Genomic DNA, 23344 nt, shown 5'->3' with positions numbered 1-23344 from the left:
GGGGATATTGGCAATCTTAAAGTTACAATTTTATATTTAATCAATTAGCAGGGCATATGAACTGCACTAAAATAAAGTTCCCTGGCCGTAAAACGAATCCGGATTATTGTTAAAAGAAAAGGAACTTACTATTTCAAATTGTTTGACATCAGGATTATAACAGCGCAGCGTAATGCTGTCGCAAATAAAATTTAGCGCAACAGCTGATGGAAATAACCGATAGGCTTTTTCAATTTTCTCAGGACTTAATTTGCGTGCAATTGACAGATGAGGTTCGCTGTTTTTAAAGCGTGTGTTTGTATTAAAGGCTTGATTTACATATTGAAGTATCGATTTTAATTCCGGTTTTGTAATTTCATCAGGTGCCAGAAAAAAAGCACCATTTGGATAGGTACCAAAAGTTTTGAGTGAAACGGCAACAGGTTTTATGCTGTCACAAATAAGAATCAGTTCTTTTTTTATAAACTCAATCTGTTTTTCTGACGCCATAAATTCATTAATAGTAATATGCGCCAGAGAATTTTTACTGTTGAACCAGCCGATTTCTTCCGCTAATTGATCTTTCATAGATTTAACTATGGAGATAATTGTTTCCGGCGGACTTATTACAAGTGAATATTTATTTTGCATCGTTTCTTAATAATACAATCTGAAATCAAGGTATTTACAGAGTGCGTAGTTTTTTTGATGTAATTCTTCTACAATTTCCACTAAATCATCCAGCTCATCACATAAGTTAAAAAAGAATTTGTCAAGATGTATGCTGCTTACTTTGTTCCATTTAGCACCATAACCGGAAATTGCTCTGGCACCAGTAATGTCAAGAAAATATTGCGCTTCATCTGCAGATAAGTCTAAAATTTTTTTGTTAGCAAAATGAACAATTTTGCCTTTGAGTTTTCCTTCGAACAATTCCGCTATTTCTTCTAAGCTATAATAATAATCGTGGAGACAAATGTTGTTTTCCTGCCCGGGCATAACGAGATAGATTATTCTGTAATCTTTAAAATTATGGTCATCATATAACAAAGCGCCTAAACTTTCTTCAAGTCCTTCAATGGTGTCGCAGCTTTTATATATACTGGCAATTTTATGTTCGAATGCTAAATGTTCCAGGTTTTTAAGAACCTCTGTAGTAATATAAGTGTCTACGTCAGGAACTCCTTCGAGACAAAAAATAAAGGACTCATTAAGCATGTAGTTTTTGTTTTAAAAATGTTTGAGTACTACAAATGTATCATTTTATTAAAATTCAATCTGTTCAAATAAGAGGGGATTTTATCTTTTTATAGTATTAAGTATAATTAATAATCGTATCGGGCTGATAAAATCATCAGCAATATTAACTTTGTAATCCTAATAATAAAACTATGAGACTTTCTATACTGGATTTATCAATTGTTCCACAGAATGGTGACCGCCATCAGGCTTTGATGAATACCCTTGAAACAGCAAAACAGGCTGATGAGTTAGGTTATACCCGTTTTTGGCTGGCACAACATTATGCAGCCAAAGCCGGCGCTGGTCGCAGTCCCGAAGTGATGATACCTTTTATAGCAGCTCATACTCATAAAATTAAAGTAGGATCAGGTGCTTTATTATTGAATCATTACAGTCCGTTTAAAGTTGCTGAGATTTTCAACACTATGGAAGAATTATTTCCCGGCCGGATAGACATGGGAATAGGAAGAGCGTCAACAGGAATGATTAGTGATTTAGCTTTACAACGTTATCGGTTTGTTGGTTCCAAAAAAAATGATGATTCTGAACAACAAGTAGTGGAACTTCTGAACTGGATGCATCAGGATTTTGATGATGAAAACCCTTTTTCTGAAATTATATCTTACAATAATGGTACTTCACCTGATTTTTGGTTACTGGGTTCGGGTTCATGGAGTTCAAAAACAGCTGCCAGTCTGGGTTTACGATATGTGTTTGCAGGATTTATAAATCCGGCTATGTCTTTTAACATTGTACAAAATTACCATAAGGAATTTACGCCGTCTGATTATTCGGCGAAACAAAAACCTGAATTAATATTGGCACTGAATGTTTTTGCTGCCGAAACAGAAGAAAAAGCCCATAGAATGACAGCGCCTTATCAGTTATTTGAACATCGCTTAAAAACAGAAGGAGATACGCAAAGTCTGTTGGAAGACGAAGAAACAGCTTTAATACTACTGGGAAACAAGTTCCGTTCGCCTGAAATTAACCTGATTGATCCCAGACAGCCTCCACGATTTTTAGCAGCAACTCCTGATAAATTATATGACTGGATTAATCAGATAGCAACAGCTTTTGGAGCTCATGAGATTATGATACAAACCATTACCGGAAATCATCAGGAGCGTTTAAAATCCAACAGATTACTGGCAGAGGTCTTCTTTAAGAATACATTTAGTTAAAAATAAAATCATAAATAATCCAATTATTTGTTTAAACAAAAAGCTTAAAAATATATAAATATGAATCCTTTAGAATTAGCCCAAATACGATATTCTGCGAAAAAGTTTGACAGCAGTAAAAAGATACCTCAGGAAATTATTGACGATCTTAAAGAAATTTTGCGTCTGGCACCCTCTTCTATAAACATCCAGCCCTGGAAATTTACGTTTGTACAAAATCCCGCAATAAAAGAAAAACTGGCAGCTGTTTCAATGCACAATGTAGAAAAAGTAAACCAGGCAGATTTATTGGTAGTTTTTAGCGTGGCAGATGATCTGGATGCCTTTCAGGAAGTGGTAGACTGCGGTGTACTCTCTGACAGACATAAGGACTGGTATAACAGTCTTAGAAAAAACACTCCCGAAGCAGATTTAAAAACATGGATGGCAAAGCAGGTTTATATTGCTTTGGGAGTAGGATTGAATGCATCTGCTGCTTTTGGACTGGATGCCACCCCAATGGAAGGAATAGAAACGGATAAATATGCTGCTATTCTTGAGATGACTGTTTATAAACCACTTTTTGCTATGGCGGTGGGCTATGCAGCAGCAGATGATCACAACCGACTTGAAGTTACACCTAAGTTAAGACGACCATTAGAGGATGTAATTGAAAGTGTTTAGGTTGTTTGTGGAAAACAAATAAATTCAAGAAGTCATACTTATCAGATTAACTGTTTTGTTTGTTTTTGGTTCGATTATTCTTGAATAAAACAAGCATTATTTTATTAATGATAAAAAATAATGCTTTTTTTTATCAAAAAAAATGCAACCGATTGTGTAAATTTTGTATGTTTGTAATGTTAAAATGCTGTAGAGTTTTATTATGTAAGATTTTTATTCCTTTATTAAGGAAAATATGAAATAGATAAAACAGTGTTTAATACTTTATTAATTAACCAACTAAATTATTTTTATGACGAACTTTTTTATTATTAAAAGTGAATCAAAGCATATGAAACATTTGGGGTTTCTTGTTTTGATGTTTTTGTTTTCTGTTGGAGCTAATGCTCAATCAACAGTTTCTGGAGTTGTCTCTGATGCAAATGGTCCCATTCCGGGGGCAAATGTTTTAATCAAAGGGACGAGTACAGGAGTAATGACAAATTTTGATGGTGCCTATTCGATTAAAGATGTACCTTCTAATGGCATTCTTGTCTTTAGTTTTGTGGGTTTAGATACTAAAGAGGTAACTGTAAAAGGACAAACTAAAATCAATGTTGTTTTAGAGGAAAATTCGAATGCTTTGAAAGAAGTAGTGGTTATTGGATACGGAACGCAAAGGAAAGAAGCGGTAACAGGATCTGTTGCTTCTATAGGAGGAAAAGAACTTAATGAAGTACAATCTGCCAACATAACACAAGCATTACAAGGTAGATTACCGGGGGTAGAGCTCACACAGACTTCCTCTAAACCAGGGGCGGCTATGCAAATCCGTATTCGTGGAACCAGATCACTTACGGGCAGTAATGATCCCTTAGTAGTCCTTGACGGAGTTCCTTTTGCAGGGCAGATTGGAGATATTAATCCGGTTGATGTTAAATCTGTTGATATATTGAAAGATGCTTCAGCTACTGCCATTTATGGGTCAAGAGGAGCGAATGGGGTAATATTAGTTACAACTAATAAAGGACGTAAAAATCAGAAAGCTACCTTTACTTATAATGGTTTCACTGGTATCAAGCAGGTTTTTGGAAAATATGATATGATGGACGGTGCTAAGTTTGCAGCACTCCGTGATTATTCGACTTTATATACTGATGGTGTAGACGAAACAAGGGATACCAATATTGACTGGCAGGATTTATTATATGGATCGGGTGAGATGAGTAGTCATGATGTTAGCATTTCAGGAGGCAGTGAAAATGGCACATACAATGCAGGTTTAGGATATTATAAAGAACAGTCTGTATTACCGGGTCAAAAATACGAACGTTTTACATTAAGAGCAGGTTTAGATCAGCAACTTGGGAAATCTATACATATTGGATTTAATACTAATAGTAATTATGCTATTACAAATGGAGATAATATTGGTACTGGAACTATCTTAGGTACTTCACCTTTAGCTAATCCATATAATACAGACGGATCACTAAAAAGAACAGTTAGAATGGGAGCTGACGAAAATTGGGTATATACAAGAAATACAATTGAAGGTTTAGGAGATTCCTATGTGAATCAAACAAGGGCTTTTAGTTCTTATAACAATATATTTGGTGAGGTTAAGATTCCAGGAGTTGAAGGGTTAAAATATCGTATGAATGCCGGATTAAACTTTCGTACCTCTAACAGCGGTTATTACGAAGGTCAGGGTGTGTTTGATGTTAATCCAGCAACGATTTCAAATGCTTCAATCAGCAATACTATGTCAACTCAATGGCTAATTGAAAACCTGTTAACTTATGATAAAACTTTTGCTGACAAGCACACTGTAAATTTTGTAGGATTATATTCGAATGAACAGTTTACAGGCAATACTTCCCGTATAACAAGAAACGGAATTACTTCTGATGCATTTCAATTTTATAACTTAGGACAAAGTGAAGAAGAAGCAGTTATAAATCCAGCAGATCAGGATTATACGCAATGGGGATTGAGTTCATATATGGCAAGAGCGATGTATTCCTATGATAATAAATACTTCATTTCAGCAACTGTTCGTTCAGATGGCTCATCGCGATTGGCTAAAGGAAATAAATGGGTAACTTATCCGGCTGTTTCTGCAGGATGGACCGTTTCTAATGAATCTTTTATGAAAAATCTTTCATGGGTTAATTTATTAAAATTCCGTGCAGGATACGGTGAGACTTCTAATCAGGCTGTTAATCCATATGCTACTTTAGGTGCTTTGAGTACAAGGCCTTATAACTTTGGTAACACCAATTCAACGGGTGTATATGTTACTGAATTGCCAAATCCAAATTTAGGATGGGAATTTTCTACAACATGGAATTATGGACTGGACTTCGGATTCTTTAATAATCGTTTATCCGGTACGATTGAATATTACAGGACCAATACAAAAGATATTCTGCAAAGAGTAAATCTCCCAGCAACATCGGGAGTGGGAAGTTATGTTGCAAATGTTGGAGAGACTGAAAATAATGGTTTCGAAATAGCATTAAACGGAGTCATTATCGATAATCCGGAAGGTTTGAGCTGGTCTGTTGGTTTGAATTTATATGCTAATAATAATAAGCTAGTCAAACTGGCATCAGGAGCTACCAGAGATGAAGGGAATTCCTGGTTTGTAGGTCATAATATTAATTCTATATATGATTATGAAAAAGTGGGTATCTGGCAGGAAGGTGATCCTTATATGTCAATATTAGAACCTGGTCCAACAGGAATAAATGATCAGGGAACAGTTGTAGGATCTATCAAAGTTAAATATACGGGAGATTATAACGCGGATGGTTCTCCTACACGTGCTATTAATGCAAGTGACAGACAAATTATAGATACTGACCCGGATTTTCAGGGAGGATTTAATACCAATTTAAGCTACAAAGGTTTCGATTTTTCTGCTGTTGGGGCATTTAAAAGCGGCGGAGTATTAATCAGTACCCTTTATGGTGGAGCAAGTTACCTTAATTTACTTAATGGAAGAAGAAGCAATGTTGACGTAGATTACTGGACACCGGATAACAGAGATGCCGAATTTCCTAATCCAAGAGGGATAAGAAGTGGTGATAATCCTAAATATATGTCAGCAATGGGATATTTTGATGCGTCTTATGTAAAAATCAGAGCATTAACATTAGGATATACATTAGATCAGCAATTCATGAAAGATTTAGGTATTGAAAAATTAAGGCTTTATTTTACAGCGCAAAATCCTTTTGTACTGTTCTCTCCTTATCATAAACAATCCGGAATGGATCCAGAAACTAATTCATTTGGAGATGAAAATCAGGCAGTAAACTCATACCAGCGAAGGTTTTTGGTTATTGGAACGAACACTCCTTCAACCAGAAATTATTTAATCGGACTTAATTTAACATTTTAATAAGGAACAACCATGAAACGATATATTTTTAAAAAATTAATTATAGGATCAGTAGTTTTGTTCTCCTTTGCAGGCTGCTCTGATATTTTAGAAGAAAAACCACATGACTTTTATGAACCGGGCTATTTTAAAACAGAACAGGGTGTAATACAAGGGTTAACTTCGCACTATGCTCATTTACGCTGGATATACGGTCAGGCTTATTATTACAATTCTGTTCAAACCGGTACAGATGAACATACTTATGCACAGAGTGCTGACGGAAATTTTAAGGATCATGATTTGTCAGGAGTAGGAGTTATTAATCCTAATTCGAGCAGGGCTGACGTAGTCTGGAACAATTCTTACAATGATATTAATACTGCCAGCGGTATTATTGAAAATGGAGCGGAAGTGGGAGTGGCAAGCAGCTTAATTGCCGAATCCAGGTTTTTCAGAGCTTTTGATTATTTTCTACTGGTACAGAATTTTGGTGGTGTACCTTTAGATTTGGGAGCAGGTGAACTTAAATTTAACAATAAACCATCAAGATCTTCTAAACGAAATACAGTAACAGAAGTCTATACTAAAGCCATTTTTCCGGATTTGGTAACGGCTGTGAATGAATTGCCTGATGTTCCAAGATTAACAGGAACGGCAACTAAAACATTAGCTCGTTTGTATTTAGCAAAAGCATATTTAACGTATGCCTGGTGGTTAGAAAATCCAAATAATATTCCAACTTATCCTGAAACGCCAAGAACAGATCCGGATGGACACAATGCACAATGGTATTTTCAAAAAGCTTATGATATTGCTTTAGAAGGAATTAACAATCCTGGGTCTTACGGATTATTAGATTACTATTATGATGTTAATTTAGGTGTTAATGATCGCAATAAGGAAATGATGTTGTATGCAGATCATACTGAAGAGAGTGAATATTATAATGGTGCCAGCCTTACTTATGGAAGTGGTGGTTCACCTGATAATTTTGCCGGATGGATGGGGACATGGAATTATACAGCGATAAGAAGTAAAAATGGTGCAGGGGCATCTGTTTCTACAGTACAGCGTGCAGCTGATCAGTTTTTAGGACGTCCATGGACAAGAATGGCACCACCTATCGAAGTTTTTACTAATACTTTTGCTGACAAAACAAATGATTCCAGATATGATGGGACGTTTACAACTGTTTACCGTGGAAACTGGAATCTAAAAGGTACAGGGTTAACCGATGTCACGACACTTTACAATGCAAATTCATTACCGGTAAATCCGGGTGATGCAATTGTAAGTTTTCTTAATAATGAGCCTGCTACATCAATTACTTATCCTTCAGGAGCAGGTGATAATGGTGTAGGTGCCGGAACTTTGCCAGGAAGAGCTGACTATGTAATTTCTCCACAAGGAATAAGCAGAATTGTATATCCGGGATTGTGGAAATTAGGACCATACCGTACAGATAATGATGGAGGCTTAGGTCAGCCTAATGCCGGAAGTACGAGACCTTTCCCAATAGCTAAATTCTCAGAACTTTATTTTGTTGCAGCTGAAGCAGCAGTAAAAGGGGCGACAGGTTCTATGACTGCTAGAAATCTTATCAATGTAATTCGTGCTCGTGCAGGAAAATGGCGTTGGGACAATAATGGTAATATGGTTAAAAATGCAGATAATAGTGCCGTATTGACAAGTGCAACTCCTGCTGTAATTACTATAAATTATATTCTGGCTGAACGTTCCCGTGAATATTACGGTGAAGGATACCGCTGGTATGATTTAGTAAGAACTCAAAAATGGAATGAGCTTGCTGGTACCTACTCAATAGGTGGTTCAAATTATGGTCAGCATACGCCACAGATTGTTACCAGAACTATTGAACCCTATCACTATTTGCGTCCAATTCCTCAGGGTCAGATAGATTTAATGGAGATGAGTGATGCTGATAAAGCAGCATATCAGAATCCAGGTTACAACTAATATTAGATAATTTATTAGTACCAATATGAAAAGAATCTGTTATTTCAATTGGTATTAATATTTTAAAAACAATGTGTGTTTTAATTAGTATTTTTTGGTTTTTAAGTCGAGAGCTGGTTACTCTCGGCTTTTAATTTTTGTTAGATTATAATTTAAAAAATTCATAGAAAAAATATCTATGAATTTTTTTAGGCTTTTTTTTAAATGTAATACATACACATATAATATTTAACTAAATACATTAGTATTTTATGAGAAAAATATTCATTATAGCTTTGCTTTTAGTACAATGTTTAGATTATGCACAAGAGAACAATAGTCTTAAGCTTTGGTACAACCAACCATCAGCTAGTACTTGGGAAAATGCTTTGCCGATTGGTAATGGATTTTTGGGAGCTATGGTTTATGGGAATGTTGCTCATGAAATTATTCAGTTGAATGAAAATACCGTTTGGAGTGGAGGACCTAACAGAAATGATAATCCAGCTGCTTTTGCTGCATTACCAAAAATTCAGAAATTAATTTTTGAAGGCAAACACAAAGAAGCGGAAAAATTAGCTAACGAAGCTTTTATTTCTAAAAAGTCCCATGGTCAAACGTTTCAAACCGTGGGGAATTTGAATTTGACTTTTGAAGGACAGGAAAACTGTTCTAATTATAGAAGGGAATTAGATATAGAAAAAGCAATAACAAAAACTACTTATGTTGTTTATGGTATAACCTATACCAGAGAGGCTTTTGTATCTTTTGCAGATAGAGTTATTGTTATTCATCTTACGGCAAGTAAAAAAGGGAGTATTTCATTTACTGCCGATTATACTTCGCCTCATAAAATCAAAAATTTTAAAGTAAGCAATTCTAAAGATTTAGAAATTTCAGGTTCTACTAGTGACCATGAAGGCGTGGCAAGTTTAATTAAGTTTAAAGGCATCACTCGTATTCAATTAAATAAAGGAAAACTAGAGCAAACCGAAAATTCGCTTACAGTAAAAGGGGCAAACTCAGCAATATTATTCATATCAATAGCGACTAATTTTAATAATTATCAGGACGTCAGTGGCAATGAAAACCAACGCGCTTTGGACTATTTGAATAAGGCTTCTGGGAAATCGTATGAATCTCTTAAAAAAGCACATATTGTTGGATATCAAAAATATTTCAATCGGGTAAAATTGGATTTAGGTACAACTCAAGAAGCCAATTTGCCAACAGATGAGCGTTTGAAAAATTTTAGAAATACCAATGATCCACAATTTGTAGCACTATATTATCAGTATGGTCGCTATTTATTGATTTCGTCTTCTCAACCAGGAGGACAACCAGCGAACTTACAGGGAATTTGGAATAACAATCTTAATCCGGCTTGGGACAGTAAATACACGATTAATATCAATGCCGAAATGAATTATTGGCCAGCCGAGAAAACAAATCTTTCCGAATTGCATGCTCCTTTTTTACAAATGGTTAAAGATTTATCTGAAACTGGAAAAGAGACAGCTAAAAGAATGTATGGTGCGAGAGGTTGGATGGCACACCACAATACCGATATTTGGCGAACAACTGGTGCTGTAGATGGTGCTTTTTGGGGATTATGGACTGCGGGTGGCGGATGGACCAGTCAGCATTTATGGGAACATTATCTTTACACAGGAGACAAAGAATTTTTGGCATCCATATATCCTGCACTTAAAGGCGCTGCTTTGTTTTATGTCGATTTTTTGGTAAAACATCCTAAATACAATTGGTTGGTAGTCAATCCTGGGAATTCCCCGGAGAATGCTCCGCAAGCTCATAATGGTTCTTCTCTTGATGCCGGAACCACAATGGATACTCAGATTGTAAGTGATGTTTTTAATACAACCATTCGTGCTGCACAAATTTTAAATGAAGACTTTACTTTGATTGATACTTTAAAGCAAATGCGTAGCCAATTGGCACCAATGCACATTGGAAAATATAACCAACTTCAAGAATGGCTGGATGATATTGATGATCCAAAAGACAATCACCGCCATGTGTCTCATTTATATGGATTATTTCCATCCAATCAAATATCAGCATACAAAACGCCGGAATTATTTGCGGCTTCTAAAAATACATTATTGCAACGTGGCGATGTATCTACAGGTTGGAGTATGGGATGGAAAATAAATTGGTGGGCAAAATTACAAGATGGTAACCACGCTTATTCATTGATTAAAAATCAACTCACTCCTTTAGGGGTAAACAAAGGAGGCGGCGGAACTTACAATAATTTATTTGACGCACATCCACCTTTTCAAATTGATGGAAACTTTGGGTGTACGTCTGGAATTACTGAAATGCTGGTTCAAAGTTCCGATGGTGCCATTCACTTGCTTCCTGCATTACCCGATGTATGGAAAAATGGAAGCATTAGTGGAATACGCGTCAGAGGTGGTTTTGAGATTGTCAGTATGGAATGGAAAGCCGGTAAACTTATTAATATAGCAGTGAAATCAGCTTTAGGAGGAAATTTAAGATTACGTTTACCAAATACTATGAAAGAAAAGTCAGGAGCTGATTTGGTAATTGCAAAAGGGGAAAATCCAAATCCTTTTTATTTTGTAAATGAAACGGCAGAGCCCATTATATCTAAAGAATCTAACATTAAAGCATTGGAATTAAGACCAACAATTTTGGTCGATATAAATACCGTGAAAGGAAAAACGTACACATTCGAAACTAAATAAATTATTATATACAAAATCTAAAAATAGAATAATATGAAAAATAAATTAAACGGCTTGTTTCTAGTAGCAGTATTATTTTGTGTATCAAATACATTTGGACAAAATCCTAAATTTTATGTTTATCTGTGTTTTGGGCAATCTAATATGGAAGGTAATGCTAAGTTTGAACCACAAGATACTGTAGTTGATAAAAGATTTAAAGTTTTAGAAGCAGTCAATTGTGATAATTTGAAAAGAAAAAAGGGGGAGTGGTACACTGCAGTTCCGCCTTTAAGTCGTTGTACTACAGGATTGACTCCATCTGATTATTTTGGAAGAGAAATGATCGCTAATTTGCCTGATGATGTAACAGTAGGTGTTATCAATGTAGCTGTTGGTGGCTGTAAAATTGAACTTTTTGACAAAGATAATTATGAATCCTATGTAAGTACATCGCCAGATTGGTTAAAAAACACGGTGTCACAGTATGATGGAAATCCTTATGCCAGATTAGTAGAAATGGCTAAAATTGCTCAAAAAACAGGTGTAATAAAAGGAATATTATTGCATCAGGGAGAATCAAATACGGGTGATGTGCTTTGGCCAAAAAAGGTAAAATTAGTGTATGATAATTTATTGAAAGACCTAAATCTTAAAGCGGAATCTACTCCTTTACTAGCCGGAGAAGTGGTTCATGCGAATCAAGAAGGGATTTGCGCGAGTATGAATAATATCATTGCGACTTTGCCAGAGGTAATTTCAAATTCTTATGTGATTTCGTCAAGTGGTATTCCTGATGCTAAAGATAATCTTCATTTTACAGCCGAAGGGTATAGAATATTAGGGAAACGATATGCAGCAAAAATGCTTGAATTAATGAAAATTAAATAAGAATATGAAATTCAGAATATATGTATTTATTGGATTTTTGTTTGGAATACTTCCAACTTTTTCCCAGCAATTAAAATTACAATCCCCAAATAAAAAAAACAGGGTGGAATTGTTCTCTATGAATGCTGGTAATAGAGGCGAATGGTATTTAAAAGTATCCTACAATACAGATAAAAATACATCTGAAATTCTTCCAAAAGTACATCTTGGATTATCTCGAAATGATCAGGATTTTTCGAAAGAACTTCTTTTTTTAAAGGCAAGTAAATCAAAAATGATAAAGGAGCACTATGAACTTCCTTTCGGCAAAAAGGCAGTGCGTGATAATGAAGCCAACGAAGTGGTGGTCTCATTTGAAAATCCTAGCAAAGCTAAGTTAAACCTTATCATTAGAGCTTATAATGACGGAATTACTTTTCGATATGAATTTCCTGAAAAAAAAGGAACTTATAGTTTAAAAGATGAATTTACCGCGTATGAAATTCCAAATAAAAGTATGCGATGGTTAGAAAAATGGAATCCTGCCAATGAAGGTTTGTATGCTGCTTCTAGTGAAGATAAATTGCTGCAACAAGAGTGGTGCTATCCTGCCTTATTCAATTCTGCAGACAAATCGTGTTGGTATTTGCTTCACGAAGCTGATTTAGACCGCAATTATTGTGGAACAAAATTAAGTAATATGCAGGATGTAAATACATATAAACTTACTTTTCCTGATCCCAGAGATGGTAGAGGAACTGGTGAATCAAAACCGAATATTTCGCTTCCATGGCAATCGCCTTGGAGGGTAATTACTATTGGTAGTTTAGCCGATATTGTAGAAAGCACTTTAGTTGAAGATGTATCAACTCCCACAAATTTTAAAAATTCGGATTGGGTAAAACCAGGAAAAGTATCCTGGAATTATTGGTCGAGTAACCACGGCACCAAAGATTATAAAATTGTTTGCGATTTTACTGATTTGGCAGTAAAAATGGATTGGCCTTATACGCTTTTAGATTGGGAATGGGATGGAATGACAAATGGCGGGAATCTTGAAGATGCCTTGAAATACATCCATTCTAAAGGTATAAAACCCTTGATGTGGTATAATTCCGGAGGAGATCACACTTGGGTTTCTTCTACTCCAAAAAATCGTATGCTTACCCATGAAAATCGAGTGGAAGAATTTACAAAATTGAAAAAATTAGGTGTTGCTGGTGTCAAAATAGATTTTTTTGAAAGTGAAAAACAAAATATGATACAATACTATCTTGATATTTTGGAAGATGCCGCTCAATTTGAAATGATGGTTTATTTTCACGGATGTATCGTACCTCGTGGTTGGTCTCGAACCTATCCTAATTTAATGACTTACGAAGCCGTACGTGGTGCTGAATGGTATAATAATGGTCCAGAATTTAGTACTACAGCACCAGAGCATAATACTATTTTGCCTTTTACAAGAAATGTTGTTGGAGCGATGGATTATACACCTGTTACGTTTACCAATTCGCAATTTCCGCATCATACTTCTTATGGGCATGAATTGGCTCTTTCCGTCATTTTTGAGTCTCCTTTGCAACATTTGGCAGACAGACCAGAAGGCTATTATGAACTTCCTGATGAAGCCAAAACTTTTTTGAAGGAAGTGCCAACAGCTTGGGATAACACCAAACTTATTGATGGTTATCCGGGGCAAGAAGTTACTATGGCACGACAAAAAGGGGATACATGGTATATTGGAGGTATTAGTGCCTCAGAACGTCAAGAAAAAACAAAGAAAATCAAGTTGGACTTTTTGAAAGAAGGGATGAGTTATCGCGCCGTTATCATTACTGATGGTAAGCACGATAAGGATTTTAATTCACAAGTAATGGTAGTAGATAAAACAAGTGCAATTGAAGTAAAACTACTCAGAAGAGGAGGTTTTGTAGTGTCTTTAAATCCAATTCGAAATTAAGATTAGCGATAAAATATAAACCATTAGGTAATAACTATTATAACCAACCTAAAATAACTATAAATATGAAATTGAAAACTAAGATTGTATTGGCATTTTGTTGTTTGCCAATGATTGAAATGACAGCCCAAAATCCAATTATAAAACACATTTTTACTGCAGACCCTTCTCCGATTGTACATAACGATACTTTGTTTCTATATACTGGTCATGATGTGGCAACAGAAGCAGATACCAATTATAAAATGGCCGATTGGCACGTATTTTCAACAACTGATATGGCCACGTGGAAAGATCACGGAGCACCGCTTTCTCCAAGTACTTTTTCTTGGGCTACAGGAGATGCTTATGCCGCTCAATGTATCGAGCGAAATGGTAAATTTTACTGGTTTGTCTCTACCTTTCACGAAAAAGATGATGTTAGTGGCGGTGGAGCTGCCATAGGAGTTGCTGTTTCAGATACGCCTACAGGGCCTTTCAAAGATGCCATAGGAAAAGCACTTGTTATTAACGAAATGACTAAAGATTTACCTCACGCATGGGATGATATTGATCCTACCGTATTTGTGGATGATGACGGGCAGGCCTACATGTTTTGGGGTAACGGAAGTTGTAAGTGGGTGAAATTGAAAGAGAATATGACTGAAATAGACGGTTCCATTACTACTTTCAAACCAAAAAATTATATAGAAGGACCTTGGGTTTACAAAAGAAAAGGCCTGTATTATTTAGTATATGCTAGTGCTGGTACAAAACCAGAAATGATAGAGTATTGTACAGCAACAAGCATTACAGGACCTTGGACGTACCAAGGAATTATTCAGGAAAATGTACCTAACAGTTTTACTACTCATCCAGGTATCATTGACTATAAAGGAAAATCGTATTTCTTTTACCATAACGGAACTTTACCAACTGGAGGTAGTTACAGACGCTCTGTTTGTGTAGATTATATGTATTATAATGAGGACGGAACGATTCAAAAAGTAATACAAACTACTGATGGCGTTAAAAAAATCGAGTAATAATTAATTCAATTTAAATCTTTTATCCAATGATACATAAGAACAGGTTTATCTTCTCATGTCTGCTTATAATTATCCAAATGGTCGCTTTTGCACAAGAAAAAAAAGCACAAAATCCAATTATTTATGCTGATGTTCCGGATATGTCTATGATAAGAGTAGGAGATACGTATTATATGAGCAGTACCACAATGCACGTGAATCCAGGAGTACCCATTATGAAATCGACTGATTTAGTCAATTGGAAACTGGTTAATTATGCTTACGAAACATTAGAAGATAATAACGATAGACTCAATTTAGAAAACGGTAAAAATGATTATGGCAGAGGTTCTTGGGCTAGTTGTTTGCGCTACCAAAACGGAATTTATTATGTAAGTACTTTTTCAGGAACAACAGGCAAAACCTATATTTATTCAACAAAAGATATCGAAAAAGGACCTTGGAAAAAAATAGTTTTAAACAGTTCTTACCATGATCATTCTATTCTTTTTGATGATGATGGAAAAGTGTATCTGGTTTGGGGAGCAGGAAAACTTGAAATTATAGAGCTAAACAAAGACCTTTCAGGTGTAAAAGAAGAAACGAAAAGAGTCTTGATTGAAAATGCCAGCGCACCTGCTGGAAATAACATTATGCTAAATTCTGAAGGTTCTCAACTTTTTAAAATAAACGGAAAGTACTATTTATTTAATATTTGTTGGCCGCGTGGCGGAATGCGAACTGTAGTTATCCATCGTGCCGATAACATCAATGGTCCTTGGGAAGGTAAAGTGGGATTACAAGATCAGGGTGTGGCACAAGGCGGACTTATAGATACTCCGGATGGCAGATGGTTTTCGTATTTATTTAAAGATAATGGAGGCGTTGGTCGAATTCCTTATTTAGTTCCCGTTAAATGGGAAAATGGTTGGCCAAAATTAGGCGAAAATGGGAAAGTTCCTGAATATTTAGATTTACCACCTAGCAAAGGATTAATTCCTGGAATCGTAAATTCTGATGAATTTAATCGTAAAAAAGGAGATGCAGCTTTGCCTTTGGTTTGGCAGTGGAATCATAATCCGGATAATTCACTTTGGTCGGTTACAGAGCGAAAAGGCTATCTAAGATTAAAAACCGCAAGAATAGACAGCAGTTTTGTTCAAGCCAAAAATACCTTAACTCAAAGAACTTTTGGACCAGAAAGTTACGCAACGACACTTGTTGATGTTTCTAAAATGAAAGAAGGAGATCTTGCCGGACTTTCTTTGTTACAAAAACAATATGGTTTGATTGCTGTCAAAATTGAAAATGGTTCTAAAAAAATTGTAATGATTGATGCCGCACAAGACATTCCAAAAGAAATCGAAAGTGTTCCTTTAAATCAGGACAAAGTATATTTTAAAGCAGCATGTGATTTTAAAAACAGAGCAGATAAAGGACGGTTTTATTACAGTCTTGACGGAAAAAAATGGACTCCTATTGGAAACACGATAAACCTACCTTATACACTTCCGCATTTCATGGGGTATCGTTTTGGCTTATTTAATTATGCAACTAAAAATCCAGGAGGATATGTTGATTTTGATTGGTTTAGAATTAAATAGTTGATTTAATATTATGATTATAAAAAAGTAAAAATTTAAATAATTAAAAAACATGAAAAAGTATTCAATTATCTTATTCGTATTTCTAATGTTCTCTGGTTCTTTGTGTTCAGCACAAACAGCACAGGCAACTATTATTGAAGATTTCAAAGCTTCAACAGTTAATCAACCCGGACAAGAATATCCACAAGTGAATTCTCAAGGTTATGCCCGATTCCAAATTAAGGCACCCGATGCTAAATCGGTTGTTGTAAGTCTAGGATTGGGTGGAGCAAAAGGCGGAACTGAACTTTCTAAAGGAGAAAATGGATTTTGGACAGGAACAACAGCTGGTCCTATGGATGAAGGATTTCATTATTATCACGTTACAGTTGATGGAGGTGTTTTTAATGATCCTGGAGCACTAAATTTTTATGGCTCTACTCGTTGGGAAAGTGGTATCGAAATTCCGGCTCATGATCAAGATTTTTATGCTTTGAAAAATGTTCCTCATGGTCATGTACAGCAAATTCTTTTTCCTTCAAAAAGCACCAATACTTCACGTAGAGCTTATGTCTATACACCGCCAAGTTATTCAAAAGAGCAATCAAAACGTTTTCCAGTTTTGTATTTGCAACACGGTTGGGGAGAAGATGAAACAGCTTGGAGCAATCAAGGACGCGTCAATTTGATCATGGATAATTTAATTGCCGAAGGGAAAATAAAACCTTTCATTATTGTGATGACTTATGGAATGACTAATGAAATCAAATGGGGGGGTATAGCAAGTTTCAAGATTGAACCATTTCAGACGGTTTTGGTCGATGAATTAATTCCTTATGTAGACGCTAATTTCCGTACGTTAGCCAACCAACCCAATCGTGCAATGGCTGGTCTTTCTATGGGAGGTATGGAAACCCATACAATCACATTGAATAAACCAGATGTTTTTTCACAATTTGCACTGCTAAGTGGAGGCATTTATACTCCGGAAGAGATTAAAGATAAATCTAAAGTGAAACTTATTTTCATAAGCTGTGGAAGTCGCGAAAATCCAGATCGAGTTCAAACTGCGGTAAAAGGGCTTAAAGAGGCTGGATTCAATGCCGTTTCCTACGTGTCTGATCAAACAGCTCATGAGTTTCAAACTTGGCGTCGCAGCATAAAAGAATTAGCTCCTTTGCTTTTTAAAGATTAAAAGAATAATTAAGCTATCAATCAATCTAAAAATAAAATAATGAAAAAAATTATCGCTACAGCAAGCATGCTTTTTATGTGTAACCTAATTGTTGTTGCCCAAAAAATAGAAAAAGAAGGACCAAAAGGATTTGACCAGGAAAGAGCAGCTATTGCACACGGTAAAATAGACACCATTTCTTATGATTCTAAAACAGTAGGTACAACCAGAAAAGCTTTGGTTTATACTACTCCTGGTTTTTCAAAAAGTAATAAATATCCCGTACTTTATTTGCTACACGGTATTGGTGGTGATGAAAAAGAATGGTTAAAAGGAGGTTCTCCTCAAGTAATATTAGATAATTTATATGCTGAAGGAAAAATTAAACCAATGATTGTGGTGATGCCAAATGGTCGCGCTATTAAAGATGATAGAGCTACAGGAAATATTATGGCTTCGGATAAAGTTCAGGGATTTACCACTTTTGAAAGAGATCTTTTGGACGATTTAATTCCGTTTATTGAAAAAACATATCCCACCTTGACCGATAGAGAGAACCGTGCCATTGCAGGACTTTCTATGGGAGGTGGACAATCTCTGAATTTTGGTTTGGGGAACTTAGATAAATTTGCCTGGGTGGGAGGTTTTTCTTCTGCTCCCAACACTAAATTACCTGAAGTTTTAGTTCCAAATCCAGAAGAAGCAAAGAAACAATTAAAACTGTTATGGATTTCTTGTGGTGATGCTGATGGATTACTTAATTTCAGTAAACGTACTCACGACTATTTACTTCAAAACAATGTACCTCATGTGTATTATTTAGAACCAGGCGGGCATGATTTTAAAGTTTGGAAAAATGGTCTATATATGTTATCTCAGTTTTTGTTTAAAGCTGTTGATGTTTCATCATTAAACAAATACACAATTTTAGATAACACCTCTAAAGGAGAGTAAAAAACATCAATTATGATTAAATTATTAGAATGTAACACAAAAAAAATACGGGTTTTAGGAATCCTATTTCTTTTGAATTTTGCAGCAGTAATGGCTCAAAAACCAATAATTCAAACTAAATATACAGCTGATCCTGCTCCAATGGTGCATAATGATACCATATTTCTTTATACTTCCCATGATGAAGATGATGCCAAAGGATTTAAAATGCTTAATTGGTTATTGTATACATCAACCGATATGGTCAATTGGACAGAACATGGGGTAGTTGCCTCTTTAAAAGACTTTTCTTGGGCCAGACAAGATAATGGTGCTTGGGCAGTGCAATGCATTGAACGCAATGGTAAATTTTATTTATACTGTCCCATGCATGGTGGAGGTATCGGGGTTTTGGTTTCTGATAGTCCTTATGGACCATTTAAAGATCCTCTGGGTAAGAGACTAGTGTATTCTGATCATAATATTTGGGACGACATCGATCCTAGTCCGTTTATTGATGATGATGGTCAGGTTTACTTATACTGGGGGAATCCGCATTTGTATTATGTTAAACTAAATGAAGATATGATTTCTACTTCAGGCAAAGTTGTAAAAGTGGATTCAAAACCTAAAAATTATCAGGAAGGACCGTGGGTATGGAAACGAAATAATCATTATTATTTGTCTTATGCTTCTACTTGTTGTCCGGAAGGCATTGGTTATGCAATGAGTAATACTCCAACAGGACCTTGGGAATACAAAGGAATGATTGTAGATGCAAGCGAAAAAACAAGAGGAAATCATCCCGGAATTATTGATTATAAGGGGAAATCTTATGTCTTTGGGCACAGTTATGATTTGATTAAAAGTGAAACTTCTACCTTTTATGAAAGACGTTCTGTAGATGCTGACAGGATTATTTATAACGAGGATGGAACCATTCAAAATCATTCTTATTTTACAAATGAAGGTCCTGAACAAATAGAAACAGTCAATCCATTTAGACGTATTGAAGCCGAAACGATGGCTTGTAGTAAAGGCGTTAAAACAGATAAAAGTGAGGATAAGGGAGTATATGTAACCCAAATTCACAATGGCGATTTTATTCAGGTGCGAGGAGTTGACTTTGCAAAAGGAGCTAAAAAAATAGAAATTATAGCTGCTTCTTTAAATGAGGGAAAGGTTGAGGTTCGTTTGGATAATGAAGTTGGTGAAATTATTGGAACACTAAAAATTGAAAATACTGGTGGATGGCAAAACTGGAAAACAGTTCAAACTAAAGTTAAGAAAGTAGATGGTGTGCATGATTTGTTTTTTATTTTTAAAGGAGGACAAGGAGAGTTGTTTAATTTTGATGCATGGAAATTCAGTAAATAGATAAAAATGAGAAAAATAATTGTTTTATACTGCTTGATAATGGCTTCGGTAGTTTATTCGCAAAACACAATGTCAGTTTCTAGTCCTGATGGAGAATTGATATTGAATGTATTGGTCAAAAGTGGTCAACCCGTTTATTCAGTAACGTATAAAGGTGGAATTGTACTAGAAGATTCTCCATTAGGACTAATTACTAATGCAGGTGATTTTACGGCTAATATGAATTTTGTAAGTTCAGCTACAGCTAAAGTGGAGGAAAATTACAATCAAACAAAAATTAAACAATCGCAAGTAAGTTATAAAGCAAATGCTTTAAACTGTGTGTTTTCGAATGCTAAAGAACAAAAAATAGCTGTTTTGTTTCAAGTGAGTAATAATAATATTGCTTTTCGATATGAAATCCCTTCTTGGGGAGATACTAAAGTTTGTGTCGTTACTGAAGAAAAGACAGGATTTAGCTTTCCATCTTCAACAACTACATTTCTTTCTCCAATGATGCGACCAATGACTGGATTTGCACGTACAGCACCTAGTTATGAAAGTGGTTACGAAGCCGATTTGCCATTGGATAAGGCTACATCTTCTGAAGGTTATGTATTTCCGGGACTTTTCCATTTAGGAGATAAAGCATGGGTTTTGTTATCCGAAACAGGAGTTAGTAGTTTATATACAGGCTCACATTTGAGTAAGTTTAAAGATGGATTGTTTACTGTAGAATATCCTAATCCCAAACAAAATAATGGTTTTGGAAGCTCGGGAGCACAAATAAGCCTTCCTGGAGTAACACCTTGGAGAACGATTACTGTTGGTGAAACACTCAAACCAATTGTTGAAACAACAATCCCTTTTGATGTAGTAAAACCACTTTATAAACCATCGCAAGAATATAAAACGGGGCGTGGTTCCTGGAGTTGGATTGTTTGGCAAGACAATAGTATGAACTACGATGTTCAGGTTAAATATATTGATTTGGCTGCTGCTATGAAGTTCGAATATATTCTAATTGATGCCTGGTGGGATGAAAGAATTGGTTATGAAAAAATGAAAGAATTAATCCAGTATGCCAAATCTAAAAATGTAGAGGTATTCTTGTGGTACAATTCGAATGGTACTGCAAATGATGCATTTCAGACTCCGCTTAATAAAATGAATACTACGATTGCCCGAAAAAATGAGATGAAATGGCTCAAAGAAGCTGGTGTAAAAGGGCTGAAAGTAGATTTCTTTGGTGGTGACAAGCAAGAAACAATGAAATTGTACGAAGATATTCTTTCAGATGCGAATGATTATGGTCTAATGATAATTTTTCACGGTACAACTCTTCCACGTGGTTGGGAAAAAATGTATCCCAATTTTGTTGGTAGCGAAGCTGTTCTTGCCTCCGAAATGCTAATTTTTTCGCAGGATGTTCGCGAAAAAGAAGCTTATTTTGCGTCATTACATCCTTTTATTCGAAATGCGGTTGGAAGTATGGAATTTGGTGGGGTATTGTTAAATAAGTTCTTGAACAAAGGAAATCAAAAAGGACAAGAGCGTTTAACCACTGATGCTTTTCAGTTAGCAACTGCTGTTCTTTTTCAAAATCCTGTTCAAATGTTTGGTTTGACTCCCAATAACCTTCAAGATGTGCCAGCATTCGAATTGGATTTTCTGAAAACTGTTCCAACCACTTGGGATGAGACTGTTTTTATTGATGGTTATCCAGGGAAATATACTGTAATTGCCCGAAGAAATAATCAAAAATGGTGTGTTGCTGGTGTGAATGCCGAAAAAGCAGCTAAAGTATTAAAACTTAAATTGCCAATACTTGCTGGTCAAACAATCAATATCTATAATGATAAGGTTGATAAAGAAACGTATACAACATCGGTTAAAGTTTCTAAAAAAGGAGATCTTACAATTACAATACAACCTAATGGAGGATTTGTATTAACAAATTAAAACAAAATGAAGCATCTTTATAAAATAGTAGTATTACTTATAATTCTTTTAAAAGCTACAATAGGAGAGGCTCAAAATCCTATTGTACAAACCAATTATACGGCCGATCCCGCACCGATGGTCTATAATGGGAAAGTATATTTATATACTAGTCATGATGAAGATGAATCGACTTGGTTCACTATGAATGATTGGCGATTATATACCACAGAAGATATGGTCAATTGGACAGATCACGGAGCTGTATTATCTTACAAAGAGTTTGCTTGGGCAAAAATGAATGCCTGGGCACCACAATGTATCGAGCGTAACGGAAAATTTTATATGTATGTACCCATTACCGATCGCCAGGGGAAAAATGGTATTGGTGTCGCTGTTTCCAATAGTGCTTATGGACCATTTATTGACTCATTAGGAAAACCTTTAGTATCAAATAGTAATGCCGATATTGATCCAACCGTTTTTATTGATGATGATGGACAGGGGTATTTATTTTGGGGAAATCCTGTTTGTTACTATGTAAAGTTGAATGAAGATATGATTTCTTATGAAGGCGAAATCAAGCAAATTCCTAATACAATTGAAGCTTTTGGCAAGCGTGAAGGAAAAGTGAACGAACAAAGACCAACGACTTATGAAGAAGGCCCTTGGATGTATAAACGGAACAATCTCTATTATTTATTTTTTGCTGCCGGTCCAATATCGGAACATATTGGTTATTCAACCAGTAAAAGTATCACAGGACTTTGGAAATATCAGGGTGTTGTAATGCCTACACAAGGCGGATCTTTTACCAATCATCCCAGTGTTATCGATTTTAAAGGGAAAAGTTATTTTTTCTATCACAATGCGGGCTTGCCTGGAGGAAGTGGTTTTAATCGTTCGGTATGTGTAGAAGAACTTCAATTTAATAAAGATGGTTCTATTATACCGTTGAATATGACCGAAGGCATAAAACAGAGTTTAAGTCCATTAAATCCTTATGCTAAAAATGAAGCAGAGACTATTGCCTGGTCGGAAGGTGTAAAATCAATGAAAAATGATGTTGTGGGGAATTTTATCACCGCAAAATACAATGATGCTTACACTAAAGTAAAAGCTGTAGATTTCCGAAAAAAAGGCGCTTCAAAATTTACTGCAAGAATTGGTACTACTCATAATGGAAATGTGTCAATGGAAATAAGATTAGACAGCAAAGACGGAGAATTACTAGGAACGCTAAAAATACCCATGACGGGAGGTAATGACCGTTGGTCGCTACAGACAATTGATATTAAAAAAGTAACCGGAATTCACGATTTATATTTTGTTTTCAAAGGAAAAGCAACGAGTCAAATCATGTACTTCGATTATTGGATGTTTTCTAAATAATCCTCTTTTTAAATATT

16 protein-coding genes are annotated in these 23344 nt (G+C 35.5%); 14 read left to right on the top strand and 2 right to left on the bottom strand.

The genetic code is table 11. The features are described from left to right. Positions 1 to 66: 66 nt before the first annotated feature. Both ACSV4D_RS11260 and ACSV4D_RS11255 read right to left on the bottom strand, forming a co-directional pair. Positions 67 to 567, bottom strand: a complete 501-nt coding sequence (locus ACSV4D_RS11260; protein ID WP_439228365.1) for a 2'-5' RNA ligase family protein — start codon at positions 565 to 567, stop codon at positions 67 to 69. Positions 568 to 636: 69 nt separating this feature from the next. Beyond that, positions 637 to 1197, bottom strand: a complete 561-nt coding sequence (locus ACSV4D_RS11255) for a DUF6642 family protein (RefSeq protein WP_439228364.1) — start codon at positions 1195 to 1197, stop codon at positions 637 to 639. A 173-nt stretch (positions 1198 to 1370) separates the two neighbouring features. Here ACSV4D_RS11255 and ACSV4D_RS11250 point away from each other — a divergent pair, with 173 nt between their 5' ends. The 14 genes from ACSV4D_RS11250 to ACSV4D_RS11185 all read left to right on the top strand — a co-directional run bounded on the left by ACSV4D_RS11250 (position 1371) and on the right by ACSV4D_RS11185 (position 23327). Then, complete coding sequence (locus ACSV4D_RS11250; RefSeq protein ID WP_439228363.1) at positions 1371 to 2405, top strand: MsnO8 family LLM class oxidoreductase; 1035 nt, start codon at positions 1371 to 1373, stop codon at positions 2403 to 2405. Positions 2406 to 2465: 60 nt separating this feature from the next. Beyond that, positions 2466 to 3068 carry an NAD(P)H-dependent oxidoreductase gene (locus ACSV4D_RS11245; RefSeq protein WP_439228362.1) on the top strand — a complete coding sequence of 201 codons (603 nt, stop codon included), beginning with the start codon at positions 2466 to 2468 and terminating at the stop codon, positions 3066 to 3068. 292 nt (positions 3069 to 3360) lie between these two features. Continuing rightward, positions 3361 to 6456, top strand: a complete 3096-nt coding sequence (locus ACSV4D_RS11240) for a SusC/RagA family TonB-linked outer membrane protein (RefSeq protein ID WP_439228361.1) — start codon at positions 3361 to 3363, stop codon at positions 6454 to 6456. A gap of 12 nt (positions 6457 to 6468) precedes the next feature. Continuing rightward, on the top strand, positions 6469 to 8415 hold the full coding sequence (locus ACSV4D_RS11235; RefSeq protein WP_439228360.1) for a RagB/SusD family nutrient uptake outer membrane protein: 1947 nt from the start codon (positions 6469 to 6471) through the stop codon (positions 8413 to 8415). 251 nt (positions 8416 to 8666) lie between these two features. Further along, positions 8667 to 11126 carry a glycosyl hydrolase family 95 catalytic domain-containing protein gene (locus ACSV4D_RS11230; protein WP_439228359.1) on the top strand — a complete coding sequence of 820 codons (2460 nt, stop codon included), beginning with the start codon at positions 8667 to 8669 and terminating at the stop codon, positions 11124 to 11126. Between the two features lie 33 nt (positions 11127 to 11159). After that, positions 11160 to 11996, top strand: coding sequence for a sialate O-acetylesterase (locus ACSV4D_RS11225; protein ID WP_408081871.1), 837 nt, complete (start codon positions 11160 to 11162; stop codon positions 11994 to 11996). A gap of 4 nt (positions 11997 to 12000) precedes the next feature. Further along, complete coding sequence (locus tag ACSV4D_RS11220) at positions 12001 to 13938, top strand: glycoside hydrolase family 97 catalytic domain-containing protein (RefSeq protein ID WP_439228358.1); 1938 nt, start codon at positions 12001 to 12003, stop codon at positions 13936 to 13938. 65 nt (positions 13939 to 14003) lie between these two features. After that, entirely contained in the window at positions 14004 to 14963 is a 960-nt protein-coding gene (locus ACSV4D_RS11215) for a glycoside hydrolase family 43 protein (RefSeq protein WP_439228357.1), read from the top strand. A 29-nt stretch (positions 14964 to 14992) separates the two neighbouring features. Next, entirely contained in the window at positions 14993 to 16549 is a 1557-nt protein-coding gene (locus ACSV4D_RS11210; RefSeq protein WP_439228356.1) for a glycoside hydrolase family 43 protein, read from the top strand. 52 nt (positions 16550 to 16601) lie between these two features. Beyond that, positions 16602 to 17726, top strand: a complete 1125-nt coding sequence (locus tag ACSV4D_RS11205; RefSeq protein ID WP_439228355.1) for an alpha/beta hydrolase-fold protein — start codon at positions 16602 to 16604, stop codon at positions 17724 to 17726. Between the two features lie 39 nt (positions 17727 to 17765). Beyond that, positions 17766 to 18659, top strand: a complete 894-nt coding sequence (locus tag ACSV4D_RS11200) for an alpha/beta hydrolase (protein ID WP_439228354.1) — start codon at positions 17766 to 17768, stop codon at positions 18657 to 18659. Between the two features lie 12 nt (positions 18660 to 18671). Continuing rightward, a complete protein-coding gene (locus ACSV4D_RS11195; RefSeq protein WP_439228353.1) occupies positions 18672 to 20015 on the top strand; it encodes a glycoside hydrolase family 43 protein in 1344 nt (447 codons plus the stop codon). Between the two features lie 6 nt (positions 20016 to 20021). Next, complete coding sequence (locus ACSV4D_RS11190; protein WP_439228352.1) at positions 20022 to 21956, top strand: glycoside hydrolase family 97 catalytic domain-containing protein; 1935 nt, start codon at positions 20022 to 20024, stop codon at positions 21954 to 21956. 6 nt (positions 21957 to 21962) lie between these two features. Next, the gene (locus ACSV4D_RS11185; RefSeq protein ID WP_439228351.1) at positions 21963 to 23327 is read left to right on the top strand and encodes a glycoside hydrolase family 43 protein; all 1365 of its coding nucleotides are present in this window, start codon (positions 21963 to 21965) and stop codon (positions 23325 to 23327) included. The last annotated feature ends 17 nt before the right edge of the window (positions 23328 to 23344 follow it).

The organism is Flavobacterium sp. ARAG 55.4 (assembly GCF_051846875.1).
In the GTDB taxonomy this organism is placed as follows: Bacteria; Bacteroidota; Bacteroidia; order Flavobacteriales; family Flavobacteriaceae; genus Flavobacterium; species Flavobacterium plantiphilum.
Note: the sequence above shows the minus strand (reverse complement) of the source record. Positions and strands in the feature narration are given on the sequence as shown.